30 protein-coding genes are annotated in these 26,177 nt (G+C 39.9%); 15 read left to right on the top strand and 15 right to left on the bottom strand.

Annotation, left to right across the window (positions count from 1 at the left end):
- The 14 genes from OCV39_RS19000 to OCV39_RS19065 all read left to right on the top strand — a co-directional run bounded on the left by OCV39_RS19000 (position 1) and on the right by OCV39_RS19065 (position 9,412).
- The gene (locus tag OCV39_RS19000) at positions 1–222 is read left to right on the top strand and encodes a hypothetical protein (protein ID WP_017051513.1); all 222 of its coding nucleotides are present in this window, start codon (positions 1–3) and stop codon (positions 220–222) included.
- On the top strand, positions 212–1,372 hold the full coding sequence (locus tag OCV39_RS19005; protein WP_261889702.1) for a replication initiation factor domain-containing protein: 1,161 nt from the start codon (positions 212–214) through the stop codon (positions 1,370–1,372). Before OCV39_RS19000 ends, OCV39_RS19005 begins: the two co-directional genes overlap by 11 nt.
- Before the next feature lie 15 nt (positions 1,373–1,387).
- Positions 1,388–1,768 carry a DUF1293 family protein gene (locus OCV39_RS19010; protein ID WP_261889703.1) on the top strand — a complete coding sequence of 127 codons (381 nt, stop codon included), beginning with the start codon at positions 1,388–1,390 and terminating at the stop codon, positions 1,766–1,768.
- A gap of 5 nt (positions 1,769–1,773) precedes the next feature.
- Positions 1,774–1,995, top strand: coding sequence for a hypothetical protein (locus OCV39_RS19015; protein WP_261889704.1), 222 nt, complete (start codon positions 1,774–1,776; stop codon positions 1,993–1,995).
- A gap of 38 nt (positions 1,996–2,033) precedes the next feature.
- Positions 2,034–2,246, top strand: a complete 213-nt coding sequence (locus OCV39_RS19020) for a hypothetical protein (RefSeq protein WP_017051509.1) — start codon at positions 2,034–2,036, stop codon at positions 2,244–2,246.
- Between the two features lie 124 nt (positions 2,247–2,370).
- Positions 2,371–2,865 (top strand): hypothetical protein, encoded by a 495-nt coding sequence (locus tag OCV39_RS19025; protein WP_261889705.1) that lies wholly within the window; start codon positions 2,371–2,373, stop codon positions 2,863–2,865.
- A gap of 128 nt (positions 2,866–2,993) precedes the next feature.
- Positions 2,994–4,190 (top strand): hypothetical protein, encoded by a 1,197-nt coding sequence (locus tag OCV39_RS19030; RefSeq protein ID WP_261889706.1) that lies wholly within the window; start codon positions 2,994–2,996, stop codon positions 4,188–4,190.
- Positions 4,190–4,531 (top strand): DUF2523 family protein, encoded by a 342-nt coding sequence (locus tag OCV39_RS19035; RefSeq protein ID WP_017051507.1) that lies wholly within the window; start codon positions 4,190–4,192, stop codon positions 4,529–4,531. The genes OCV39_RS19030 and OCV39_RS19035 overlap by 1 nt, the downstream gene beginning before the upstream one ends.
- Positions 4,531–5,904: a zonular occludens toxin domain-containing protein gene (locus OCV39_RS19040; protein WP_261889707.1), complete on the top strand. Its 1,374-nt coding sequence runs from the start codon at positions 4,531–4,533 to the stop codon at positions 5,902–5,904. Before OCV39_RS19035 ends, OCV39_RS19040 begins: the two co-directional genes overlap by 1 nt.
- A gap of 130 nt (positions 5,905–6,034) precedes the next feature.
- Entirely contained in the window at positions 6,035–6,274 is a 240-nt protein-coding gene (locus tag OCV39_RS19045; RefSeq protein WP_261889708.1) for a hypothetical protein, read from the top strand.
- A 480-nt stretch (positions 6,275–6,754) separates the two neighbouring features.
- Positions 6,755–7,465: a phospholipase D family protein gene (locus OCV39_RS19050; RefSeq protein WP_261889709.1), complete on the top strand. Its 711-nt coding sequence runs from the start codon at positions 6,755–6,757 to the stop codon at positions 7,463–7,465.
- Between the two features lie 106 nt (positions 7,466–7,571).
- Positions 7,572–7,973, top strand: a complete 402-nt coding sequence (locus OCV39_RS19055) for a TIR domain-containing protein (RefSeq protein WP_261889710.1) — start codon at positions 7,572–7,574, stop codon at positions 7,971–7,973.
- A complete protein-coding gene (locus tag OCV39_RS19060; RefSeq protein WP_261889711.1) occupies positions 7,973–8,926 on the top strand; it encodes a caspase family protein in 954 nt (317 codons plus the stop codon). Before OCV39_RS19055 ends, OCV39_RS19060 begins: the two co-directional genes overlap by 1 nt.
- A gap of 111 nt (positions 8,927–9,037) precedes the next feature.
- Positions 9,038–9,412, top strand: coding sequence for a hypothetical protein (locus OCV39_RS19065; RefSeq protein WP_261889712.1), 375 nt, complete (start codon positions 9,038–9,040; stop codon positions 9,410–9,412).
- A 56-nt stretch (positions 9,413–9,468) separates the two neighbouring features.
- Here the strand turns inward: OCV39_RS19065 and OCV39_RS19070 are convergent, their stop codons facing one another.
- The 11 genes from OCV39_RS19070 to OCV39_RS19120 all read right to left on the bottom strand — a co-directional run bounded on the left by OCV39_RS19070 (position 9,469) and on the right by OCV39_RS19120 (position 19,961).
- Complete coding sequence (locus OCV39_RS19070; RefSeq protein WP_261889713.1) at positions 9,469–9,837, bottom strand: regulator; 369 nt, start codon at positions 9,835–9,837, stop codon at positions 9,469–9,471.
- A gap of 223 nt (positions 9,838–10,060) precedes the next feature.
- Positions 10,061–10,201 carry a hypothetical protein gene (locus OCV39_RS19075; protein ID WP_261889714.1) on the bottom strand — a complete coding sequence of 47 codons (141 nt, stop codon included), beginning with the start codon at positions 10,199–10,201 and terminating at the stop codon, positions 10,061–10,063.
- A 935-nt stretch (positions 10,202–11,136) separates the two neighbouring features.
- Positions 11,137–11,280, bottom strand: coding sequence for a YoaH family protein (locus OCV39_RS19080; protein ID WP_017053226.1), 144 nt, complete (start codon positions 11,278–11,280; stop codon positions 11,137–11,139).
- Positions 11,281–11,321: 41 nt separating this feature from the next.
- The gene (locus OCV39_RS19085; protein WP_261889715.1) at positions 11,322–12,467 is read right to left on the bottom strand and encodes a conjugal transfer protein TraF; all 1,146 of its coding nucleotides are present in this window, start codon (positions 12,465–12,467) and stop codon (positions 11,322–11,324) included.
- Positions 12,468–12,526: 59 nt separating this feature from the next.
- The gene (locus tag OCV39_RS19090; protein ID WP_017053228.1) at positions 12,527–13,411 is read right to left on the bottom strand and encodes a DUF2861 family protein; all 885 of its coding nucleotides are present in this window, start codon (positions 13,409–13,411) and stop codon (positions 12,527–12,529) included.
- The gene (gene vxrB / locus OCV39_RS19095) at positions 13,411–14,070 is read right to left on the bottom strand and encodes a response regulator transcription factor VxrB (protein ID WP_017053229.1); all 660 of its coding nucleotides are present in this window, start codon (positions 14,068–14,070) and stop codon (positions 13,411–13,413) included. Before vxrB ends, OCV39_RS19090 begins: the two co-directional genes overlap by 1 nt.
- Positions 14,045–15,496 carry a sensor histidine kinase VxrA gene (gene vxrA / locus OCV39_RS19100; protein ID WP_261889717.1) on the bottom strand — a complete coding sequence of 484 codons (1,452 nt, stop codon included), beginning with the start codon at positions 15,494–15,496 and terminating at the stop codon, positions 14,045–14,047. Before vxrA ends, vxrB begins: the two co-directional genes overlap by 26 nt.
- Before the next feature lie 563 nt (positions 15,497–16,059).
- Positions 16,060–17,436, bottom strand: coding sequence for a Re/Si-specific NAD(P)(+) transhydrogenase subunit beta (gene pntB, locus OCV39_RS19105; protein ID WP_017053232.1), 1,377 nt, complete (start codon positions 17,434–17,436; stop codon positions 16,060–16,062).
- A gap of 10 nt (positions 17,437–17,446) precedes the next feature.
- Positions 17,447–18,997 (bottom strand): Re/Si-specific NAD(P)(+) transhydrogenase subunit alpha, encoded by a 1,551-nt coding sequence (gene pntA / locus OCV39_RS19110; protein ID WP_261889718.1) that lies wholly within the window; start codon positions 18,995–18,997, stop codon positions 17,447–17,449.
- A gap of 302 nt (positions 18,998–19,299) precedes the next feature.
- Positions 19,300–19,578, bottom strand: a complete 279-nt coding sequence (locus OCV39_RS19115; RefSeq protein WP_017053234.1) for an HlyU family transcriptional regulator — start codon at positions 19,576–19,578, stop codon at positions 19,300–19,302.
- Positions 19,579–19,592: 14 nt separating this feature from the next.
- Entirely contained in the window at positions 19,593–19,961 is a 369-nt protein-coding gene (locus tag OCV39_RS19120) for a late competence development ComFB family protein (RefSeq protein ID WP_017053235.1), read from the bottom strand.
- Positions 19,962–20,237: 276 nt separating this feature from the next.
- On the opposite strand from OCV39_RS19120, the gene OCV39_RS19125 reads away from it, so the two are divergent.
- Complete coding sequence (locus tag OCV39_RS19125) at positions 20,238–21,410, top strand: GGDEF domain-containing protein (RefSeq protein ID WP_390903257.1); 1,173 nt, start codon at positions 20,238–20,240, stop codon at positions 21,408–21,410.
- Positions 21,411–21,421: 11 nt separating this feature from the next.
- Here OCV39_RS19125 and OCV39_RS19130 read toward each other — a convergent pair whose 3' ends face one another.
- From OCV39_RS19130 to ppsR, 4 genes are all read right to left on the bottom strand, one after another.
- Positions 21,422–22,405, bottom strand: a complete 984-nt coding sequence (locus tag OCV39_RS19130) for a Solitary outer membrane autotransporter beta-barrel domain (RefSeq protein WP_261889720.1) — start codon at positions 22,403–22,405, stop codon at positions 21,422–21,424.
- A gap of 126 nt (positions 22,406–22,531) precedes the next feature.
- The gene (locus OCV39_RS19135) at positions 22,532–23,929 is read right to left on the bottom strand and encodes a basic amino acid/polyamine antiporter (protein WP_029203438.1); all 1,398 of its coding nucleotides are present in this window, start codon (positions 23,927–23,929) and stop codon (positions 22,532–22,534) included.
- Positions 23,930–24,153: 224 nt separating this feature from the next.
- Positions 24,154–25,110, bottom strand: a complete 957-nt coding sequence (locus OCV39_RS19140) for a diguanylate cyclase (RefSeq protein ID WP_113798912.1) — start codon at positions 25,108–25,110, stop codon at positions 24,154–24,156.
- A 140-nt stretch (positions 25,111–25,250) separates the two neighbouring features.
- Complete coding sequence (gene ppsR, locus OCV39_RS19145; protein ID WP_113798914.1) at positions 25,251–26,084, bottom strand: posphoenolpyruvate synthetase regulatory kinase/phosphorylase PpsR; 834 nt, start codon at positions 26,082–26,084, stop codon at positions 25,251–25,253.
- Positions 26,085–26,177: the final 93 nt, after the last annotated feature.

Here is a 26,177-nt window from a genome sequence, read left to right on the forward strand (position 1 = left end):
ATGACTAGCCCTTATGCGAACGGTGAAATTTACTACGACAACGAACCTAACGTTGGTGTGAATGCCTATTTCTCATGGGGGCATCATTTCTTTGCGTGTATGTCTGACTTCCGCGCTCACGTTGAACTGTCTCAAGCTCCAAACAGCTATGAACTGATTGAAATCACCGACGATAACTATCGTTCACTTTGTCGAATTGGAGTGTTTGCTCATGTCTGCTGATAAATTCGATAAATCCATTCGAGCGGTTAAGCCTTACAAGCCACGCGATAAGCATCAATTCAAAGTTGATCACAAAGCATTAAGTGACACTGTGACACCTGTTTTTATTGACCACTTAGCATGGTCGATGCCGATACGTTCACTTTCTTATTTGGATGGTGCTCTAGATAAAGATTATGTCCCTTACATGATGCCTGTCTTCCATCAACCGAAAGGTTTAACGGCTGACCAACAAAACGAATACGTAAAACGCTATCAGCAAGAATTCTATTTTCGAATGAATGTGTGCTTTGAACTCTTCATGCAAAAAGAGTTTGGAATGTTCCTTTCTCCTATGCGTGGTCGTGGTCTTCATGGTTACGAGGATTCAATGACTATCTTTGACATCACTAGAACGCATGAACTCGGGTTCGTCGGTATCGGTGGTAACAACGACACAATATACATTCAAATTAATGGTACTGGTTGCCAATACCTTTTTAATAAGACTACGCCAGCTCGTGTTCATTGGTTGCTGACTGAGATTTTTGTAGTGCCTTCCCTATCCCGCCTCGATTTGGCTGTGGATGATTTCACAGGAAATTTCGACGCTAAATACGCTGAACGCTGTTGGTATGAAAAAGCTTTTAAGTCTTCGCCTGACGCTCGTCGCCAAGGTTCAATGACACCTCACGTTAAATATAACGATGGTGGTTCACTGGATGAGGAAGCCACTTTAATTGGTAGCCGTTCTTCCACTCGTTACTGGCGTATCTATAACAAAAAGTTTGAGAGAAAAATCACTGACCCTGATGTGGTTTGGTATCGAAATGAAGTGGAGCTTAAAAAAATCTCTGTCGATTTTCTATCGGACATATCAGCGTCGTTCGCGGGTCTTTGTGACTTCGCGGCCTCTATCGAACCGACACCACCCAAACGTCACGACACCATAAAGAAAAAAGCGATTTTGGACATTATGGGGAAAGTGGCGTGGGCAAGAAAGCAATGCGGAAAAACCCTTTCAGAAGTTATCGACTTTTATAACGGTGACTTAGAAAAAGCGTTTGGTCACTTAGTGCCTGACAAATACAAGACAAGAACGATTGATATGCCAGACGTTCATAAATCATTGGTTCAAGCGCATCTAGGCATAATCGACGCCCCTTTTTAATCGGAGAAACACACTATGAGTACAGCAACTGCCTTTTTCGTACATGGCATTAAACACACTATCTTCAAGAACTCGGGCAATGCATCGGCTTCCATCTACGTTGGCCGCGCATTGAAAGACTTTTCGAACGACAACATGGAAATCAAAGCGGCGGGTTACTTTGACAGTATTGAAGAGTTTGAAAAGAACCGCTTTAAACATTTGGCTATTGAAGAAGTTTACGCTGAGAAAGTGATTAACAACCGCGCTTTCGTTCCTTATCAGCAATATGAATTACGCACTGCGCCTATGCCTGATAACCCAATGCAATCGCACGTTGTTGAGATCATTCCGATTGATGCAGAAGTTAAAAAACACTTCATGGAATCCATGAAACAAGCTCCAAACAAGGCGTAAATATTATGCAATGCATTGGTATCTCATCGGATAACACACTCTATGCAGTGGATGGTGAAAGTTGTGCCTATGTGTTGCTCGAACAAGCTAACTATCAATCATTTGTTGATGGTAGTGCTTTAACTATCGACTCTGAGCTTTATACCACTGTCTCAGGGTGGATTTTGTTTTCATTCGTTTCTGGACACGTTCTAGGGCGAATACTCAAAGGTTTTGGCAAAGGCTAAAACTCATTTTATCTACACACTTAATAGGAAATATCCTTATGAAAAAACGTTTAATTGGTTTAGGTACTGTTGTCTCTGGTGCTATCGCTTCAGCTTCTGCTTCGGCTGCTGATCCTTCTGCTGTAACAACGGCTCTTAATAGCGCTGTGTCTACGGGACAGACTAACTACGGCTTAGTTGTTGTGGGTCTGATTGCTATGGGTGCAATTGGCTTTGGTCTTAAATCTATCTTGGGCGCGATGCGTACTTAATGGTCGCCCTAGTATCACAAGTCATAACCATGCTTTTTGGTGTGGTTATGTCTATGTCCTTTATATATGGCGTATATACGGGAATCAATGCCTCCTAACGGGGGCTTTTTTTATGGCGGTATTTATGAAAGTTATGATTAATCATCTTTTATGCACACTCTTTTTAATGATGGCTTTTCTCATCTCTATGCCGTCGTTCGCTGAGGAATCTCTGATTTGTGAGGCTGGTTTAACCACGGCTAATACATCATGGTCGGTTAAGGAGTATGGGGATTCGCCTTATATCTGTAACTCTGGCTGTCGTTACAATGTTGATTTGCTTACTTTGTGTTTCGTTAGTGATTCTAAGTGTTCAGGCTCTTTTGTGAGTGTTGGTCAAACCTGCCCTAAAGAAGATGGTGTTTATGCTGGCGGTAATTTTCCTGACGAAGAGGAAGATGAGTTTCTTGATACTGATGGTGATGGTGTCCCCGATAAATATGAGTATCTTTTAGAGTTAAATAAGGTTGAGTTAGAGGCTAAGGTTTTATGCTCTGCTGAAAGTTGTGAACATGTTTTTAGGACGGTTGATAATTTAAACAAAGCTTTGAATAAGATGGAGTACACCAAAAATTATTAATTGATGCTACGACAGAATTACATTACGAGAATGTCGCTAAAATTCAGCGAGCTGTTTTTGATTTTAAAAATGAAATTCGAAGTTTAGTTAAAAAATTACCTGCACTTATACAAGCAAGTAATAGCAACATGATGCGCAATGTGGCTGCTCGTACTGAAAAGTTAAGAACGGATGGTAATCAGCGTGGGATTGACTCTTTTGAGCGTGATGAGGCTTTAAAAGAACAAATACAGAAAATAGATGAAATGTTAAATGGTGGTACTGGTACTCCTGACGCTGAGGTATTAGATAGATTGAAAGCCATTGGTAATTATACTTCTCATACTGAATCTATGGCGGGTCAGACTTTAGGTACTGTTCAGCAAATTGATAATTCCGTTTGGAAGATGAAAAATGATGTGGCATTAGCACGGTCTTATGGTGAGGAAAATTTTAAATTATCCAATATCATTAATAATAATCTTTCATCTATTTCTAAAAAAGCCAATGACGCTAAAAAAGCGGCCAATGGAGCTAAGAACGCGGCTAAAGCTGTTAAAACTTCTGTTGATAAATTGGTTGCCCCACTTAATGAAACTCGCCTTGCGGCCATTGATGCTAAAAATTCCGCTGCTCACAATACTGGTTTATTGGAGGGGTTGGAAGACGCATTCCAGTCTGGCTCTCAGGCCATCACCAATTCCATTGAAGCCTTATCTCAAGCTATGAGTGCTGAGAGTAAAAAGGCATTGGGTGAGTCTGAACTTCAAACCTCTTTACTTACTGATATTAAGGAAGGGTTATCCACCATTTCTGGAGGCTCTTCCACTATCGATACTGATGCTCTTGGTCAGTCTATTGGTAAAGCAATCAATGATGGTATTGGGGATTCATTAGGGGATGCGATTGGTAAAGGTATCGGTTCTGGTTTGGAAGGTTTAAATGGGTCAATTGGTGATTTGAGTGATGGTATGGATGGGGTCAAAAGTCTTCTAGCAGGGACTGGTTTAGATTCTGTTGGCGCTCACCCTGCTCCCTTATTGGATTTTTCGGCTGAGTATCTGGTTAATTCTGAGGACTTTCAAAATGTTCAAGATGATATCGATGCGTTAAATATTAAAGCTGATGTTCAAATATCTGAATTTAAAAGGCTGATGAACTTTGATACTTCAATGCTCAATGATGGCACTTACAAAGAGCACACCTTAAATCTCTGGCTTAATGGCAAAGAAACCAGTCTGAAAAGTGGTGTATTGCCTGCACTTGTTGATAACGCATCATTAATCTATTCGGTGATTATGCTTATTGCCGTTCTTGGTGGTATTCGTATGTTGGGGAAAAACTAATGGAATGGTTAAACACAGCGTTAAATTATTTAAGTAATGGTTTTCAAACCGTTATTGATTTCATTGCGGCAATTCCTTACATGTTCGAGAACTTACTATCTTACATTCAGCTCTATATGTTAAAAGCAAAAATCACGGGGTATATATGGTGGCTTGAAATCAGTTACAGGTCAGCACAAATACTGTTAGAAGAGATTGGCTTTAATGAATTACTCGTAACGGTCTTTAATGGCCTTTCTCCTGAAATTCGTTACTACGCTTATCTGTTTGGTATTCCTCAAGCGATAACCATCTTCACTAACTTTTTCACCACGGCTTTTGTGATGAGGATGACCCGTTAATGGCTATCACAATTAGAACGGGGGCAAACGGCTCTTATAAATCCGCTTACTCGGCCTACTTCGTTATTCTTTCTGCTTTGAAAGCGGGCAAGGTTGTCGTGACAAATATCGAGGGTATGGAGCCGATGAGCGTGATTGAAAAACGCTTAAACATTACCTTCCCTACTACCTCAAAACTGATCCGAGTCTTCTCTCGTGATGCAGCTGGCGTTCACTTGTGGACTCACTTTTTCTGTTGGTGTCCGATTGGAGCACAGATAGTCATCGATGAGTGTCAGGATATTTACTCTAAGAATATCGGCTTTGACATGAAGAAAGTCACTTATAAACCCGTCGAGGATTTCATTACTAAAAACAAAGGTGAAGATGGCCTACTTCCAGAATCTTACCTTTCGTTCTTTTACTCTCGCTACGTTCCTGCGGATATGGAACAACTCCAAGAGAATGAAACCGATGATAGAGGGATTGCTGAGTACGATGAACAAGGGCGCATCATTTATCCTCATACGTTTAACGAAGGCTTTCAGCGTCACCGGAAATACAACTGGGATATTGAACTGCTCTCTCCAGACTGGAAGCAAATTGATACGGCAATAAAAGCCTGTGGCGAACAAAACTTTTTTCACAAAGGCCGTGACCAATTTTTTTGGACAAAAAGAAAACCTTTGATTTGGAAACATGACAAGTCCGTATCTACGCCCGTCATACCAAAGTCAAAAGATGTAAATACGACGACTCAAAAAATACCGCTCGATTCGTTCTTACTCTACAAATCAACGGGAACGGGCGTTGCTAAAGCTGCGGGGGCAATGAATACCCTTTTCCGTTCTCCTAAAGTGATCGCCATTTTTATTGTTTTAATACTGTGTTTGGGGTACTTAACTTATGAATTATCCAGTATGGCTTTTGGTTCTTCTGAATCGGTTCAGGAACAGAACTCGCCACAATATACGACTCCCGTTCAAACTGAACCTAATGAAACTAGTCAAAAAGGTGATCAAGTTTCTTCTGTTCTACCTCATGGTAGGTCTAGCGGTCAGGCTGATAACGATGGGCGGCCTATCCATGATGTTGTAACTTACTATGATGTGCTTCCTTTCGAGGGCATAAAAAAAGCGTATTTTACGTCGTTCACGACTCGGAGACGTGGAAATAAAATGGATGTATTTCTCACGTTCGATGTCATAACCGATGATGGGATTTATTCAGTCAATGATAGGTTTCTCGCGTTCAATAACGTGCAGACAAGAATGATTGATGATTGTTTAATTCAGCTTACGAGGAAAGGCAAACAAAGGATCATTTCATGCAGCCCTAGAGAATCCATTGCTAAGAAAGAGAAGCCCAAAAAGGCAAACATAAAATTATTGTAATGATGGCATTTAAAAGGAAAAGTGCGCCGGTACTCACTCTGCTTTGCAATCAATTCAAAGCATCGAGGTTTATCCAGGCTAGAACGAATGCTATCATTAAGGTCTAATTTCTCCCAGGCTAAAAGGTGTAATGATGGCAATTACCATTCGAGATTCTGACGCTCACGCTGAAATGTTTGAAGAACTAAAACAACTCACTCAAAAGAACACTATGTCTGGCTGTCTTATCGAGGGTGGCTATACTGCATTGAAGTATCACGCCTTGTACCAAGCAGAACGCGAACAGGCAATTAAGCTTAGAAGTGATTTAGCTAAGTTGGAACGGAAGGTTTCAACTTACTTAAATGCTTTAGATGGTTTACGCTCTTAGCCCCGCAGGGACTAGACTCGCCACTCGCCCAGCACCGACAAGCAGCAAAAGCTACTGCACACCAAATACACTGTCATAGTGTGATTGGCCTAGCTCCCCTCATCGCGTCCACTGCGGTATGTCATTTAAAATGACATACCGCGCTCGATAAACTGCCTCCTTCCTGCCAGACCAGCTTTTAATAAGACGATCAAACAAGATCAAATGAAGCTTATCGCCTTGCAGATTGATGTATAGCGCACAAAAGAGAAGGAGGGAGCGAAGACTGAGCCGAACGACGACGATGTGTGCGGCTCTTCAACCCCCGTCATGTATTACGGGGGTACTATCCACCGAAATTTCAGTTTTCACCGATTTTTTAAATAATCGTGATTCATAAGCCATTCTATTTGATCTAGATATGCAATAACCTGTACTGATACATGGTTAACTAGTAAGTTGACGAAAAATATACGAATTAACATTTTCAAGGGATGTTTAATGGCTAAGTTTTTAAATACCAGTGCAACAAACTACTATCTCGAAGAGCTTATAAAAAATGCTTCAGAAAGGCTTATTTTGATAAGTCCCTTTCTAAAGCTAAACGATCGAATCAAAGAATTACTTGAAGATAAAGATCGTATGAAGATAGATATCAGGATTGTTTATGGCAAAAGTGAGCTTCAACCTGAAGAGATAAACTGGCTAAAGGAGTTATCTTTCGTTCGCACAAGTTTCTGTAAAAATTTACACGCAAAATGTTATATCAATGAAGAATCTTGCATCATTACCAGTTTGAATCTTTATGAGTTCAGTCAAGTAAACAATAACGAAATGGGAATATTTGTTGATCGCAATGAAGATTCTGAAATCTACAGAGATACTTATGATGAAGCTCAAAGAATTATTCGCATAAGTGATGAAGTCCGTATTTCATTAGAAAAAGTTGAGTCAAACCGTTTTGAAGACAATGATAATGAAAACCAACAAGACCAAGTAGCTAAACTCACCTCTTCAAAGCTAGCTATTAAACTCAAACTTAAAACAAACGAGTTCTTAGATAGATGTACATCGATTGGGTATCTTACGTGCAGTAAAGATGGAAAGTACAGTTTAACGGAACAAGGAAAGTCTATAGGTGGTGAGCAAAAATATAGTAAACGTTTTGGTTCTTATTTCATTTGGCCTGAATCACTATGCTTTTCTAATTAGTTAATTTTATTAAATCAAAGTTAGTTAATGGTAATTTATAATGTCATTCGTAAAAATTCTACCGTGTAAATATACATGGAATACCTTTAATTCAAGGAGAAATTCAATGAGCAACACATATCGTCTATTTATTAGCCACTCATGGGCCTATTCAGATTCGTACAAGAAAGTAACATCACTAATCGATGGCCAAGGGCTATCATATTATAATCATTCAGTGCCTATGGATGATCCAATTCATTCTTGTGGGACTGATAGCAAACTTAGAGCTGCTATTGATGCAAAAATTAAAGGTACAAGCTGTGTACTAATATTAGCTGGTGTTTATTCTACTTATAGTAAGTGGATTAAAATAGAAATTGAAATCGCTAAAAAATATGGTAAGCCCATAATCGCAATTGAACCTTGGGCCGCTGAAAAAACATCAACAATTGTCAAAAATGCAGCCAACAAAGTCGTAAAATGGCAAGGTTCATCTATAGTCTCTGCTATTAAGGAACTCAGTTAATGAAAAAGGCTCTTGTTGTTGGTATTGATTTTTATGAGAATTGCACTAATTTACATGGCTGTGTAAATGATGCTTATGCTGTAAAAACAATACTTGAACGACATGGTAATGGCTCAATTAACTTTTCAGCAAAACTACTCACTTCTACGGGTGATACATCTAAACTACTTCGCAAAGATTTGAAAAGTAATGTGATAGAATTATTTGAGAATGATAGTGATATTGCACTATTTTACTTTGCAGGTCATGGACATATAGAAAGTACTGGTGGATATTTAGTCACCTCCGAATGCTCTGAGTTTGATGATGGATTCCCTCTATCTGAACTACTGACAATTGCTAATAAATCACCTGCTAAGAATAAAATTATAGTTTTAGATAGTTGCTTTTCTGGCGTCGCAGGTGCAGTAGATGCGTCATCAGATATGTCTTCATTAGTTGAAGGTATAACAATATTGACAGCATCAAGTTCAACGCAGTACGCTGATGAAGAAAATGGCCAAGGTGTTTTTACAGCGTTGTTTGTCGACGCTTTAAGTGGCAGTGCAGCTAACTTAGTGGGGGATATTACTCCAGGCAGTATTTATGCTCACATTGATCAATCTCTTGGCCCGTGGGATCAACGGCCAATTTTTAAAACGAATGTAAAACGTTTTACTTCTTTACGACAAGCTCAACCACCTATCTCATTAGATAATTTAAAACAACTTACTGAGATATTTGAGAGTGCTGGAAGTATTCGTAATTTAGATCCAAGTTACGAGCCGACCAGTCCTGATCCTATTGAGGAAAACGTAAAAACTTTTGCTGTGTTGCAAAAACTGGCCAAAGTCAACTTGGTAATACCCGATGGTGAAGAGCATATGTATTATGCAGCCTTAAACTCTAAAGGTTGCAGATTGACAGTTCTCGGTGCTCACTACTGGAACTTGATTAGTAAAGAACGAATTTAATTATAAAGGTTAAATAATGAGCTCAAACAAAAAGAAAGATATACCACCAACCCCTAATCAAAAAGAAAGACGAGGCACAGGTACAAATAGCGGTGGGCCAAGGAGACCTCAATGAAGCTAGAAGATACTAGAGATAATTACTATATATCAACTGCTTCACTTTCCACTGTTACACGCCAGTTAGCTATGGCTGGAATTGCTGTTGTTTGGATATTTGTACAAAAATCTCAAGGATCACTAACCATACCATCAGAGTTAATGTTGCCTCTTTCCCTGTTTGTTACGGGCTTAGGAACTGATTTACTTCAATATATTTATTCAAGTGCTGCATGGGGTGTCTTTAATCGTTATAAAGAACTGTCAGTTAGTGAAAATGATGACTTTACAGTTTCACCTTTTATTAATTGGCCCACAAATTTATTTTTTTGGTCTAAGTGCATTGTGGTTTGTTTCGGATATATAAAACTATTACTAGTGCTTTATTAATTATATATAGCCTCTTTTGAGGCTATATTATTGACGAGTAGAATTATAATTCACCGTTAATCCATTATTTTTTTTAGTACCCTTGCGTACTTCAACAGCTTTGATGTCATATTCAAATCTGTAACGCACCCTATCTCAATAAGAGCAATTCCTGTCAATATCTCTTGAGGGCTAACTGGTCTACCCGTTGGTAACGCTAACTTGTCACCAACCATTAAAAAGCCTTCCCACCCGTGTTCAATTCCTAGTTCTCTATTGCAATAAAACCTCATTAAACGTTTACACTCTGGCGGTATCGGTTTTCCTGCATCCCATAACTTGACCGTCCTCACACTTTTAAAACATAGTTCAGCGGTCTTTTCTACACTCATTCCACAAACCAATTCACGAAAAATATAATTTTTAGTCATTTCGTGGTACTTCATTGATAACTCTCTCAAATGAGAAAGATATTATAAAAAGTGCGTATGCAACTTGATTTACCATAAGGGCGCATAATACGCACTAAGGCTAATCGATTTTAAGGGGCTTTCTGGGCACATACCGAGATTCTGAACAAGGTCTTACGTGCATGCTCCATCGCTTGCTGGTGTGTCTCATATGTCTATGGATTTTTACGTTATGGTCAACGTCTGTAACTGACATAAATTAGTCACCAACCAAGAATCTCTCATCAGCAAGTTCATTTACTTCTTGGAAGCCAACAACATTCAACACCATACATTGAACTTGGTCTGTATCATCTCGATAACCGAGCATCTGTACACAGTTATTGTTGGACTCACTCATGAGCAGCATTTCTTTTAATAGCTTTAAGCTGGCGAAGACTTTTTTGTACTGATGGCTGGCAACCACATCAAATATCCCTCAGCTCATGGCAGCTAAGCTTAATTGACGCTGAAAAGATAAAATCAATTCAGCTTTCTAGTAGATGGTTCAGATAAGTGCCTTATAAAGTTAAGCGAACAAATTCTTGAACGTCTTCACTGGCCATGTGAGAAAGATTTAAGTCTGAGGATTTGGGTGTTCATTAATTCGAACCCAAGCTTTCTTACCTATTAACCCCGTTACCACTTCGACTTCTTTAGAGAGGCGATCTAAATCGGCTGCTCGTTTGAATGACTTAGCTACGAATGATGGCTATTGATGTTCATCGAAGACGCTGCTAATGGTTTTGAAAAATCATCCTAGCAGAAACACCCACTCAGTTATTCAAAATAGCCCACCAAGACGAGACAGTGTCACTTTAGTTACAGTGTCTCGCAGTCTGAAATATGAGTAATACTCCCACACCAAGAAGTGACGCTGTAATTCCTTTTAAGCATAAATCCCTACTACCTATGATAATCCTTTCCCACAAAAGGCTAACAGCACAAATCACTAGTTAGACATCTCAATTGTTTTACTTACATTGGTTTTCGTAATTTAATTACACACCAAGGTGCCATTAATTACTGTTCGGAATAAAATTCCGTTGCAACCTGCTGGTTTTAAATGGTTTTTGCTGAGATCGACGATATAACGCCAAGCTTTAAGATGGTTAGCGTTACGATTAAACAATGCAGATGATTATGCTGTTTTAGGTAAATAAGCTCATAAATCAACACTAAAGTGAGTGTTTGAGGTTTTGTTGCTGGAATTGAGTGAAACTACGAATAGAAAATGAGTGTAAGTGTGGGTCTATCAGGGGGGAGAGAAAAAGAGGGTAATGCTACCCTACTCTTTTATTGGTTGGCTTTTTCAGCACGGATTTGTTCAGCAATAATTTTAATTGCTTCTGCTGTGCTCACGCCTTGTTGCATTAACTTTTGGATTTCTTCTACAGCGGCTTGCTGCTCTTGGTGGGATAGTGTTAAGTCGTCAAACATAATCGGCTCCTAAAATTCAGGAGCCGACTATATAAGGTCAATTAATAAGTAGCAAGGAAATTTATTGAAGCACCCATCGCATCTTCATTCGTGTAGCTGGCGGCAACATCAATTTCAAATATATTTAGAGGAGAGATCCCTAAACCAGCAGTAATGGTATCTTCAGTATCTCTCGCTAAGTTCGTCATGTAACCACCACGAATTTGTACTTGGCGGATCAAGTCAATTTCAAAACCAGCCCTTAACATTTGAGTGTTATCATCAAATTGACTGAATCGTTTCTCTTCATTGAGATCATAATCCACACTTACTGTGAAATAATCAGATACAATCCCAGCCCCAATAGTATACAAAGGTCGCATACTGTACTCATAGCCGATGTCCCAAGTTTTGGAACCTGCTGTATGTTGGTATTTCTTGGTCTCTATATCACGACCCATCAAATTTTTTGCTGCAAAGCCAATACGTACAGGTCCGTAGAACCATAGTGCACCGGCATCGAGATTAAATACTGTCTCAGCCGTTTCATTTTCTCTAACATCACCAATATCATAAGCAGAAAAAGAGGTCGCGTATGAATATGTATAAATACGTTGTAATTTAGGGGAGATCCCAAAAGCAAGGTGCTGATTTAAAAATGTTTGGTACTTAGCAAGCGATATCCCCACTTCCGTCACACCAATGCTCACTGCTTCAACGATACTATTATTTGCTTTAGTGACGCCGTCACCTGCTGCTGTATCAATTCTTGGAGTGACAAAGGTTTCAGTATACGCTTTACCAAAAATATTAGCGGCTATAAATTTATTGGGTATACCAAAAGCAACTACACCACCAAGTTCTAATTTAGCGCTATCCCCATCCATCGCAGTTAGAGCCGCGTCTAATGCGGCAGCATCAGGTGGAATGGCAGCCAGTCCGTCAGCTATTCCATCTATCTGATCCACTAGATTGTTTTCATCATTATAGGAAATGCCGATACTCGGAAGTATCATACCAGCATCATCATTACGTCTATAAATTGCTGTTAATGCTGGGTTGTAGAATGGAGCGGTCAAGTAGGATGCTGAAACGGTACCAACTCCCCCCATTGCGTCACCACGAGCCTCAACTGAATAGTTTGCTGCAACAGCGGGGACGGATGCAAGGGTAATAGAACTGATAAGTATTTTAGTCGAATTTTTCATATTAGTATTTTTTGTTATTTCCCTATTAGGATTAGCGGCACTTCTGCTTAAAACTTTAGTTATTCGCTCCTAGATATATCATAAGTTTTGCTGATAGTCTGAGATTGCTCTATCACAATATTACCTTGCCACCGCTGATGTCTCATTGAGACGGCAAGAACATATCGATTTGGGGGGAAACTTTCAGTGTCTAGTGAGTCAGGATAGTCAGTCTCGTAGCTTTGGCCCCATATTTGAACATATTTTCCATCGACGTCATCATAGAGCGCAGTTTCAAGTGTTGGTAAGGGACAGTAAGGGTTAAGTAGAGCGTCTTTTGAAACTGACCACTTGTCTTTTGATGCCCATCGAACTCGCTGTTTTAGCTTCGAGTTGGTAAAAATCACCCATGAACTCCACTCTTGGCCATCTGAATTTTCTATGTTCAGGCGATATAGCCCTGCTGGTAGTCTGTTAGCTAAATTGTACCTTTGTATATAAGCGTGCTGCTTGGATGTGACATTGTCACGCGACTGACTGTAAAAATCACTGTCTTTTGATATTTTTTTGTCAACCCAGCGCTCTAAATTAATCGTTTTGATGATATTCGGTGAGATTACTTCTACCACCGCTCGATATGAATCTCTACCCGGGCTTTGTATGGTTTGATTGCGAATAATGACAGAGGTAATCCAGTCTGGAAAATTACTTTGTGCTAATGATTTACCACAATCTCGTTCAAGCGATTGGTTAAGTAGACCATTTAAATGGGAACTCAGGGTCGATGATTTGTTTTGTTGCCAAACCTCTACCAATGAAGTAAACATCGATTTCAAGTCGTCATTCAACAAATTCTGATGGGCATGAGTCAATGGCGTGTTTTCATCAAACCAGTATTCCGCCAACACCACTTTAGGTGCTAGCGAAAAAATCAGAATAAGAGACAATCCAAGTTTCGACATCATCATGCTTTCATTTTATATCCTACACCACGCAATGTTTCTATCTCTAAGCCTGGTAACTTTTGGCGTAGTTGTAGTACATGTGTATCAACGGTTCTAGTGGTTGGGAAATGGTTATAACCCCAAACATGATCAAGCAACTCATCTCGAGTAAACACTCTGCCAAGGTTACTAGCGAGGAAAAGTAAAAGATCAAACTCTGTGCGAGTTAATGTAACGGAGATATCATTGAAAAAAACTTCTCTGGTCGCTTTATCTATTACCAAGTTTTCAGTGGTGACTTTCATTTCATCAACCGCTTCAGATTCTGGTAATCTAAGTTGTGCTCTGATACGTGCAAATAACTCCGCCTCGGCGAATGGTTTAGTGAGATAGTCGTTAGCCCCTGCATCAAGTCCTGACACTTTGTCTTTAACCGTAACTAAAGCCGTTAACAGTATGACGGGAACATCTTTCGTTTTTTTCCAATTCGCTAAGTGTTGAACAGAATCGCCATCGGGAAGTTGTCTGTCTAAGATAACTAAATCCGCTTTTTCCCAGTACTGTTCGACTTCTGAAATTAATTCAGCATGTAAACACTCATACCCAGCTTGCTCTAAACTTACTAATAGTCCATCCGCTAGATTTTTGTCATCTTCAACGAGTAGCAATGTCTGTTTCACAGGGTATCTCCAAAATAAATGTAGTTGGCGGGCCAATGAGAGTCATTTTCCCTCCCATTCGTCCAACCATAGATTCAACAATTGTTAGGCCTAACCCTAGGCCACTTTTACTTTCGAACGGTTTTCTTAACCTTCGCCAGTCTTTATTCGTTAATGTCCCTTGGTCAATAACTCGAATAACCAAGCGACTGTTATCTGTTGTCACTTCGAGAGTGATGGGTGCTACGCCATATTTCACCGCATTGCGAATTAAATTATCAATGCATGTACCAAGCCAGTAGATATTCACTTTTGCTGCAATATCCTGATTAAAGCTGAGAGTGACAGGCGCTTGCAACCCCTCTACTTTATATTCTAGCCACTCTTGAACTGAGGGAATCCATTCACTTGCAAGAGTTTGGTTATCGGACTGTAAATAATCCTTACTTGCTTCAGCTAATTGCCTTAATCTTCGCGTGTCTTCACATAATTTTCTAAATTCGCCGTAAACAGATTCCGGTAGCTTTTCGAACTCACGTCTAAAGCCTTCCACTGTCATCGATAAGCTAGCAATCGGTGTTCTCAATTCATGTGTCAGAATTTGTAGAACAAGCATCCGACTTTTAAGTTCATTTTTTTTGACATTCCAACGATAGATTGACCATCCAACCACTAGAAATATATTGGCAACGATCAATACGATCATGCTGATACGGAGTACTTCAGAATGATCTTTAACATCCCAACACAAATTACCCCTTTGAACTAAACACGTTGTTGATTCAGAAGATAATTTGTAATTCAGACCTGAGAGTTCAGCATTTTCTTTCCATATCGAGCTATTAAACAAATAATACAGCTCCCCTTTCCTTAGCCATAATTCATCATTTTCGACAAACATACTGGCCCCAGAGATGAGCGATGTGATTGCGTCACTATCCATTTCTTGTAGACGGGTAAGCAGTTCATTGTCTATAGATTGTGGTCGCTCCTGAATATGCATGTATTGCTGTAACGGCTCAAATTGCTCAGGATGATTTTGCACATATCGGGCAGCGTATGTGCCGCCACCAGGGTGAATTAGATTGCTTCGTGAAAACCAACGAGAAGAAAGAGGAGTACCTTTACACATAGAGCGAGTAAAAACTAAAGGTTCAGTAATTAAAGGACTTAGTGGCAGCTTTCCATTACATGTTTCGGCAAGCCGGTAAAGTTGTTGGATATCTTTAAGTGGGTACTTTGCGGTTTGCGGTAGCATTGACTCAGGAGCTAGAAGTTTTGTCGGATAATCAGACTGTAATACACGTATATCGTAAAATTGAGTAGCAGACTCATAATCAAATTGATCAGCAAAGTTTTCTATTCTTTCAGGCAGGGAATCTGCTAACGCATTTGCAGAAAATAGCGTTAATAATAGTAGTAATGAATAGCTGATTTTTTTTATCAATTTAGTTGCTTTAAACTTCTAAGTGTCATGATTTTAAGTCATTATCTTATAAATCTTGTTATGAGTCCAAATTCATTTTTCTCTCTTATCGATATACAATACTCTCCAATCTCTGAATGCAGTATCAATAATTAAATTGTCGTCTTATCAGTCAGAGAACCACATATGTTTTTGAGGATAAAATGAACAGAAAACAAGAAGCTGCAAAAATATGGAATGAACGTCATGTAGAGCAATTACGCTTCATTAAATTAGTTCTAGAGAATCGAGGGTACAAGCATAACATTGAAAACGAAGAAGAGTTCAATGACACGGTTGGAAAAATAATCTTTCACGATGAGCATCAAGATCATATATGTTATCTAACCGACTCATGTATAACATTTAAGAATTTGGACTTATGCTTAACCTTAGATGAATTCAGTCTCTGGCTTGATTCTTAACTATCAGAATATACTTTAAATTCTGACTAACATTGTTTCATTAGTCTCAGAAGAAAAAAAGGCAGCCTCAATATGGGCTGCCTTTTGCTATTTCTTAAACTGATGCTTAAAAAACTTAGATTACAAGTGTTCTAAGATACTCAGGCATGAAGCTTTCGCATCACCAAACAACATTTGAGTATTATCTTTGAAGAACAATGGGTTTTGTACGCCCGCATAACCGGTATTCATTGAACGTTTAAATACGATAACGTCTTTTGCATTCCATACTTCCAACACTGGCATACCAGCGATTGGGCTGTTTGGATCATCAATAGCCGCAGGGTTAACCGTATCGTTAGCACCGATGACAAGAACGGTATCTGTTTCACCGAAATCATCATTAAGCTCGTCCATTTCCAATACGATATCGTAAGGCACTTTTGCTTCAGCAAGTAGTACGTTCATATGTCCTGGTAAACGTCCAGCAACAGGGTGGATACCAAAGCGAACGTTAACACCTTGTGCACGTAACTTCTCTGTAATTTCATGAACTGGATATTGCGCTTGAGCAACAGCCATGCCATACCCTGGAGTGATAATGACAGACTTAGAGTTTTTCAGCATATCCGCGACATCTTCAGCCGATGTTTCTCTATGCTCACCTTGTTCTTCATCACCAGAGCTCACCGTCACTTCTTGACCAAAGCCACCTGCAATAACACTGATGAATGAGCGGTTCATTGCTTTACACATAATGTAAGAAAGAATCGCACCTGAAGAACCAACGAGTGCACCTGTTACGATCAACAAGTCATTTGCTAGCATGAAACCTGCCGCTGCTGCTGCCCAACCAGAGTATGAGTTAAGCATTGATACAACCACTGGCATATCTGCACCACCGATTGAAGCAACAAGGTGGTAACCGAATACGAATGCAATTAATGTCATCACAATAAGAGCAAACATACTGCCTTCAACATTAACAAAATGGATCATCAGCAGCGTTGAAACAACGACAGCGGCTAGATTCATCTTGTGTTTGTGTGGAAGGTTTAGCGCAGATGATGAAATTAATCCGCGTAATTTACAGAAAGCGACAATCGAACCTGTAAATGTAACGGCACCAATAAATACACCAAGGAAGACTTCAACTAAGTGAATGTTTAACATCGCACCAGTTAGTTCGCCATGATCGATATAGCTGTTATAAGCAACCAGTACCGCCGCCATACCAACAAAGCTATGAAGAATTGCCACTAACTCTGGCATTTCTGTCATTTCTACTTTCTTAGCATAGTGGATACCAATACCACCACCGATAACCATAGCAACAAGGATCCAAGCAATACCTGATGAATCAGGGCTAAAGATCGTTGCTATTAAGGCAATAGCCATACCGGTAATACCGTAGTAGTTACCCGCGCGAGCTGATTCCTGCTTTGATAGACCAGCAAGACTCATGATAAAAAGAACTGCAGCAACAATGTAAGCTGCTTGTACTAATCCTGCAGACATCTGTTACTCCTTATTTTTTACGGAACATTTCAAGCATACGTTTCGTGACAGTAAAGCCACCGAAAATATTGATGCTTGCAATCAACACTGCAATGAACGAAAGGAAAGTTACAACGCCACTTCCTTGACCTATTTGTAGCAATGCACCAACAACGATAATGCCAGAAATAGCATTGGTTACAGACATTAGCGGTGTATGTAATGAATGAGAAACATTCCAAACCACGTAATAACCGACAACACAAGCCAAAACGAATACAGTGAAGTGAGCAAGGAATGCAGCAGGAGCGACAGATGCAATCCAACCGAACGCGCCAATACCGATGGCAAGTGCTGCGATTTTCTTCACAGGAGATGTTGGTTCTTCAACTTTTGCTTCTACTACTGGTTCTTTTTGCTTAGCTTGAGGCTGAGCAGAAACCTGGATAGGTGGCGCAGGCCAAGTAACTTCACCTTCTTTAACAACAGTAACACCACGTAGTACCACATCATCAAAATCGATGTTAACTGTGCCGTCTTTTTCTTTGCATAGAAGTTTAAGAAGGTTAACTAAGTTAGTGCCGTATAGCTGAGAAGATTGAGTCGGTAGGCGACCAACCATATCGGTATAACCAACAATCTTCACACCGTTTTCCGTTGTGATGACTTGGTCTGCTACCGTATATTCACAGTTACCACCATTTGCAGCCGCCAAATCGACGATGACACTACCCGCTTTCATACTGTCTACCATCTCTTTGGTAATCAGTTTTGGCGCTGGGCGTCCCGGGATAAGTGCGGTTGTAATAATGATATCAACGTCTTTAGCTTGGTCTGCATAGAGTTCTTCTGCTTTCTTATTAAAAGCTTCAGACATCTCTTTTGCATAACCATCGCCAGCACCTGTATCTTCTTGGAAATCAACTTCCAAGAATTCAGCACCCATTGATTGAACTTGCTCTTTTACTTCTGGACGAACATCAAATGCACGAACAATGGCGCCAAGACTACCTGCGGCACCGATGGCTGCTAAACCCGCAACACCAGCACCAGCAACTAAGACTTTAGCTGGCGGAACTTTACCTGCAGCTGTGATTTGACCTGTGAAGAAACGACCAAATTCATGCGCAGCTTCCACAACAGCACGATAACCCGCAATGTTTGCCATAGAACTCAGCGCATCTAAAGCCTGAGCCCTTGAGATACGAGGAACTGCATCCATCGCCATTACGTTGATGTTTTTGCTTGATAGCTTTTCCATCAATTCCGGATTTTGAGCTGGCCACACGAAGCTGACTAAACTCGCACCATCCTGCATTAATTCAATTTCATCAACACCAGTTGATTCATTAAGTTGCGGTGCATTTACTTTAAGAATAAGTTCAGATTTCCAAACTTCTTCAACTGAAGCAATTGTCGCCCCAGCAGCTTCAAAAGCAGCATCGTCAAAGCTAGCTAATAAACCAGCCTTTGTTTCAACTGTGACTTCAAATCCCAGTTTTAAAAGCTGCTCAACCGTTTTCGGTGTTGCAGCTACTCGCGTTTCACCCGCAAGTCTCTCTCTTGGCACACCAATTTGCATAGTTATTCCCTACTATTGGCACAATGAATATTCTGTTTTTATCTAACGACAGCGTTAACTTCAAGTGTTTTGTAATAAAAATACAAAATTTCATTACATATAACCTTAAGTAATCGGTGATTGTCTCTGTTGTTAAGGAAAAAAACAACATTTTAAACACTACACAGAGGTCAAACCACTCCAGAAAATATCACTTTAAAAACAACTGGATAAAGTCGAACTTTGTACATAAAAAAAGCCATAGCATAAACGCTTACGGCTTAAAATAAGGTGATTATCATCAATCTAACGGTAAGTCGCCGTTAAAAGATGTTCTCACCCATTTGATCGATGAACATTTGAGCTTTCTTAAGCATCAACTCATTCGCATCATTTTTGTTTGCTATCACATCTGAACGGATAAAACGGTGAGACTTAAGTTCACCACTGATTTCTTTTGTAATTCGTCCTGCGATTCTATATTGGCCCGACTCGGCTAAAGACTCCTGGTAAATCAAAAATCCTTTGTACTCTACTGCTTCAACCTGCTCTATAGCTTCAGGTTTCTTACTACCGCCAAAAAGCCGCGAAAAAAGTCCCACAACCCTCTCCTTTATTATTCTGTTTTATAGTTAAGCAATGGCTTTTCAAACCATTCCAATTCCACATCATCATCTGGATTTGAATGAGTGAAGATTACGGGAACATCAACGTCTCTGTTTTTACGACGGTCGTTTACAACCATACTTTCAGCAGCTATGACAGCCGTTAATGCACTCTCTTTTAATTTTACTAGATCTTTCTCTGGTAAAGCGGATAAAAAATCGATGTCGAAGCGGATATAAACAGGTCTCAATTGACTAAGAGCTAAACAGGCAAGATCAGCCAACTGTTCATTATCATATTTTTCAATGTATGAATCTTCAGCCAAAACGTGGCCAACAAGAGTTTCCATGTAGTTGTGCACATCAACGCTAATTTGCATTGTTTAATCTCCTTGTTGTGTCGATTACATTTTGTAGCGCTTGTTAAAGAGAATATCAACCTGTTAATCATAAAAAGTTAATATTGGTCTCTTTTTGTTCATCATGTCTATTTTCTTCTATTAGTTTAGCAAAAAGCTTGGAAAATCATTAAATAAAAGTATCCTAAGCAATTCTCGTTCATAAGAATTATAGTTTAGGCTAGGTTTTAATCACCAATGACATCTTTCGTGTCTACTAGTATCTTTAGATTCCTTTTCCCGTGGCTTCTTTTATTTATGCTGCTAATTGGAATGAACAATGTAATTTTAGTCACCAGCGCCAATCAAGGCTTTGCTGGGAACTTGCCTTATATCTTATTTGCCATCGCAATTGTTCTTTGCCACACCTTTAAACAAGGTAGGATGGCGATGGTTTCCATTGCTATGCTGATCGCTTATAGCGTCATTCAACTCCGCCTTCAAAGTTCGTTATCCACTGGTACCACATTAATAGAGCTTTCTCTACTGACGGTTCTTCTTCCCGTTGCTTGTCTGTTTGTTCACGCTTTTCAAGATTCTGGTGTGAACTCTAAAGGCGTTGCGATTTTCACATCGACTCTTTTTCTATTTATTGTCTGGGCACAGCTGACTCTTAATCATTTCAATGATGGAGGGTTCGATAATCTCAGTGAGAGCCTTCTATTTTCACTGCCAGAGTATTCGAAACTGCCTGTTATTCTTATTCTATATTGTATTGCGATATCTGGAGCCACCAGCATCATGGTTCTAATGAATAATCGCTCAATAGACGTTGTGGTTTACTCTGCAATTTTACTTTCATCCACCACCTTTATTTTCTTTGATGTTCAGTACATTTCCAGCACCATGTTTTCGCTTTCAGGCATTTTGGTTATTGTTTACGTTATCTCTGCCAGCCATGAGATGGCATTTAATGATCGACTGACCAACATTCCTGGCAGACAAGCTTTTGACCTTGATACTCGACTGCTCGGGCGCAAATTCACTATGGCGATGCTAGATATTGACCATTTCAAAAAATTCAACGACACCTATGGGCATGATACTGGTGATGACGTGTTAAAGCTTGTAGCAAGCCGGTTAGCACTCACAGGCGGAAATGCAAAAGTGTATCGATATGGTGGAGAAGAGTTCACTCTCGTTTTTAAAGGCAAAACCAAGAAGCAAGCCTTGCCCTATCTCGAAGAGTTACGTGCAGATATCGAAGAATATGAAATGGTCATTCGAAACAACGACGGAAGACCTACAAGTGATGATCTCGGCGTACAAAAGCGTGGCAGGGGGAGCAATAAAACTAAAACCGTTACCGTGACTGTTAGTATTGGTGTGTCTGATAGTTCAGTTACACGTAAACACGAAGAAGTGCTAAAGTTTGCGGATCAAGCGTTATACAAAGCAAAGAAAAAGGGCCGCAATCGAGTTTGTGTTTAATGGCAGAACTTTCAATCTTGGTTGAAAAACAGAATGATACTACCGCCCTTCAAATTACTACCATAATTAATATTGAGCCCTATTCCGACATTATCAATTAAGTCTGTTTCAAAAGGGGGAGTCATTAACCACCCGATACTGCCTTCATAATAGTGACTTGTGCCAAATGGAGTTGAAGTATCTCCACCAATATCAACTCTACGAATACTGCTGTAAACCGATTGTACGGCTCTTCCCCATTGATCAAAATCGTAAAAAGCCGCTAGGCCGTTACTTACAAACCAGCCTTCAGGATTGCCAATATGACCGTTATTCGCATCCCCCCAGCCGAAACCATAAAAATAGTTTAACCGAGATTTAAACGTCCACTTTCCCCAATCTTTAGGCTGCTCATACTTAAATTCAATATTGGGCTCTATCACCGTAGCCCAGGCACTGGTATTAACAATGACACCATCAACAATGTCTTTGATCGGATCTAACACCTCACTTCCATATTCATACCGACTTCTATAGTACTGAATATGTGTGCCGATTCCCCAGTTCATGCTCCAATCTTCATTTAGAGCTTGTATGTATTCGTATTCAACGCCAAGACCGGCCACAAGCTCTCTATGTCGATCATCGCTATAATTTGAATCTATTTCGACATTCTGATCGACGACAAGAGATGATAACCGAACCGATATTTGGTGCTTATTAACGGCGTCATCATCACTGAGATCAAAAGTATATGGCAATATCGTCACGGCGATTTTTTTTCGTAAGTTGATCGAATCTTCCGTACCAATATTTTCATTTTTCAAATCAAACCAATCATTTGGATCAAAGTCATGAAAGCCAAACGTTAGAACATCACTATCGGTGAGAATAATCGCTGCGGCAAAATTGCGCTCAAGATCTTTCTGAAATTGGCTTTGAATATTTGAAGCGATAGATGCAAGTGGAAAAAATAGCAAAGAGAAGGCAAAACTACGGGAAATGATTCGGCCCATTAAGATTCCTATTAAATGAAATAATCGAAAGCAGTTGCTTAGTGTTATTTTCAAGTATAGGTCTGAATCTAAAAGATAAAACCCCACAAATTGATTTTTGCGGGGTTATTCTATGAAATGATACCGTTATGACAGTAGGTTTATCAACGCGGAAGTGGCAGCAATAGCAAGAACACTAGCCCCTAACTTTTCTTTAAAATTAAATGCTTGTTGCTGCTGCTCTTTTTTTGCTTTTATGAAAAACAATAATCCAGGAACATAAAGGAGTGCAGAGAGAAGTAAATAGTTTAAACCCGATGCATAAAGCAGCCAGACACCATACGCACTTGCAAAGATACCAACATAGAGTAATGAACCTCTATTCCCAGTATCTATGGCCAGCTTCAATGTATAGGCGCCCACAAGAAAATATGGGACAAGAATCATCTCAGAAGCAATGATAAGTAGAGTGTCGTAAGTACTACCAGCAAACATCACGAAGATCAGCGAAAATTGGATGCAAACATTGGTAAACGTCAGTGCTTTATATGGACTACCGCTGTCATTTTTTTTCGCAAATACTTTAGGAAACATTTTATCTTTTGCACCTAAATATGGCGCTTCAGATGCAAGAACGGTCCAACTTAGAAATGCTCCGCATACAGAAATAAGCAAGCCGACACCAATAACTAGTTCACCCCACGGGCCAATTATCTCTGTTAACACTTTCGCCATTGAAGGGTTTTGATACGTCGCTAGCTCTTGTGTGCTGATCACCCCCATAGACAACAAAGTTACAAATACATAAATCGTAAGTGCGGTTAACAAACCTAAAATTGTTGCTTTGCCTATATCACCACGCTTTTTAGCTCGACTTGATACAACGACAGCACCTTCAACACCGATGAACACCCAAACCGTAATCAACATGGTACTTTTTACTTGTGCAAGTAAATCATGTTCTGGTCCAAAGCTTACACCAGTAAAATCAAAAACAAAGGTGTCCCATTTAAAGGCAATAGAAGCGCAGAGGATAAACAGAATCAATGGGATAAGTTTAGCGCAAGTGGTAATAACATTGATCAATGCAGCAGTTTGGACTCCGCGTAATACCAATGCATGCACCAGCCATAACAGAATCGAAGATCCAGCAACAGATAACCATGTGTTGCCTGCGCCGAAATAGACGGCATCTGGTTGATCAAATAGCATTCCAAGCGTACTGAAGACAATCACCAGATAGGATACGTTGGCAAGCATCGCACTTAGCCAGTAACCCCAAGCAGAGCAAAACCCGACAAAATCACCAAACCCAGCTTGTGCATAGCCAAACACACCACTATCAATATTAGGTTTTAAGTGAGCAAGATGTTGGAAAGAAAGTGCAAGAAATACCATTCCCACACCAGTAATTAACCAGCCAATCATAACCGCTGCAGGGCTTGCGATCGCGGCTACATTTTGAGGTAAGCTGAAAACGCCCGCCCCGATCATCGAGCCAATGACGAGTGCTGTTAGTGAACCCAGCCCCAATTTCTTTTCCATATTAACCTAATTAAAATCTAACTTATGGTGAGATAGCCGAGCATTATGATGATTTATTGAAAAAATGCACGATATAGCTCATGCATTCGACCAATAATTTAGCAAAAAATGCTTTTATTTGAATTTGATCAATTAATCAGAAATCAAAATGAGCCAGTTGAGAACATCTTGGATACTATCTGTACATCAATGTGTCATAACAATGCAACAGACCGAGAGGAAAGCTAATTGACGTTTAGCTTAATACTACCTCTTTTCGTATTTTTGGCTTCAAATAGAGCCTTATCCGCCAGTTGTACCAACTCTTCTAATTCCCATGAGTTAGGCATAATACGCTGATGCTCAATCCCAATGGTTACCGTCACTTTTTCACTGATTGGAGAGTGGGCATGAACTAGGGCGGATTGCTCAAGCTTGTCACTCAGTTCAGATGTTATCTCTTCCACATCATCTAATGTCAGGTGAGTGAAAAACAGTAGGAATTCATCACCACCATAACGAAAACACATTCCGTTTTTTCGTTCTACACTTTTTAAACAGTCTGCGATGGTACGTAATGCTTTATCGCCATAAGTATGGCCATAGTGATCATTGAGTTGTTTAAAATAGTCCACATCAATCATAAAGATTGTCGCACTCGCATGATCACGCTTTGCTCTCTCCATTACAGGAGGAACATAATTTTCCAAAGCATGCCTGTTAAACACTTGTGTTAAGTGGTCAGTGTTCGTCAGCCCCTCTAACAATTCCGTTTGCTTACCCAGTAGCTCCAAACTTTTATTTAGCTCAGTGACATTTCTCACGCACCATAAAACTTCCCCTTCAGCAGAGAAAGGTGCAACAACGGCACTGAAATATTGCTTCTCTTTTGGTCCAACAATCTCTTCAAACTGCGTTATATCACTTGGGGAAATGGTGTATTCGATCATTTGTGATTCACCCGATAGCGATACCTGCTCTAAAACCTTAAGGAAGGATTTAGCCAGTGCTGGTTCAAACAGATCAGTTAAGGAAGAGCCTAATAACTGCTGGGCATCGTGATGAAGTTGTTGGCTAGTTCCCCCCCACACATTAAGATACTTCCCTGCTCTATCGATTAAAAAGACAGGCTCAGGTAAAACCGATAGCACGTGACTAATTTGACATAATGAACGGCGACAATTGTGGGGAGGTGCATGCATGAATTAATGATTCTAATTTAAAATAGTTTGTTACATTACCAAAACAGTATGCCATTTTATATCTGAATTTGCGGATTTTGAGATATCAAGCACCATTTGTTTGTGTTTATAAAAACACCAAATGATTAGATCTTCTCTATCTAAAACAGCCGACGCTTTAAACCTGTTCGTTCTAAAATACGAGTCGAAATCTCTTCCACAGACATACTTGAAGTATTGATATAGGGGATAGCCTCTCTTCTAAAAAGAGCCTCAACACTGATTAACTCCGTGATGCACTGCTCCGTACTTGCATACTCACTATCAGCGAGCCTATTACCACGTATTTCGGTCAATCGTTCGGCATCAATCGTTAAACCGAACAGCTTATGACGGAAAATCTCGAAGCTTGGCAGCAGTTGAAGTCGTTTTATGTCTTCATCAATAAAGGGGTAATTCACAACGCGCAAACCAAACTGCATTGCCATGTATAAGCTCGTCGGTGTTTTGCCACTGCGAGAAACACCAAGCAAAATAATATCGGCCTCTTCTAAACCGCGAAGTGAAATGCCATCGTCATGAGCCAGCGTATATTCAACCGCAGCAATCCGATCAAAATAACCAACTGAATCCTTATTCACACTATGTGATCGTTGTAACTGAGGCTTTGCTTCTAAGTCAAGATCCGCTTCGACTGAGGCCACTAGGCGCTCAAGAACATCATAAAAATGAGCATTGGCTTGAAGCAACCTCTCTTTAATCTCAGGAATGACCATAGAGAAAAAGACCAGCGGAAATGTACCAGAAGTTGAAAATGAGAGTTCGATTTCTTTCAGTAAATCATTCAACTTCTCTTCACTTTCGATGAACGGAAATGTCTGAATATTGGCTTTAAATGGGAATTGAGCCAGTACAGTGTGCCCTAACGTTTCGCAAGTGATGGCCGTTCCGTCAGAAACATAGAACACATCACGACTTTGATATTCTGTTTGCATATTTTATTTAAGTTTTAAAAATTTTTTGAGTAGGATGTACCCATAATAACGAAATCCTACACGGGCATGCTATTACGTCCCCCACAGCTTTTA

It is taken from the genome of Vibrio cortegadensis (assembly GCF_024347395.1).
Classification (GTDB): Bacteria; Pseudomonadota; Gammaproteobacteria; order Enterobacterales; family Vibrionaceae; genus Vibrio; species Vibrio cortegadensis.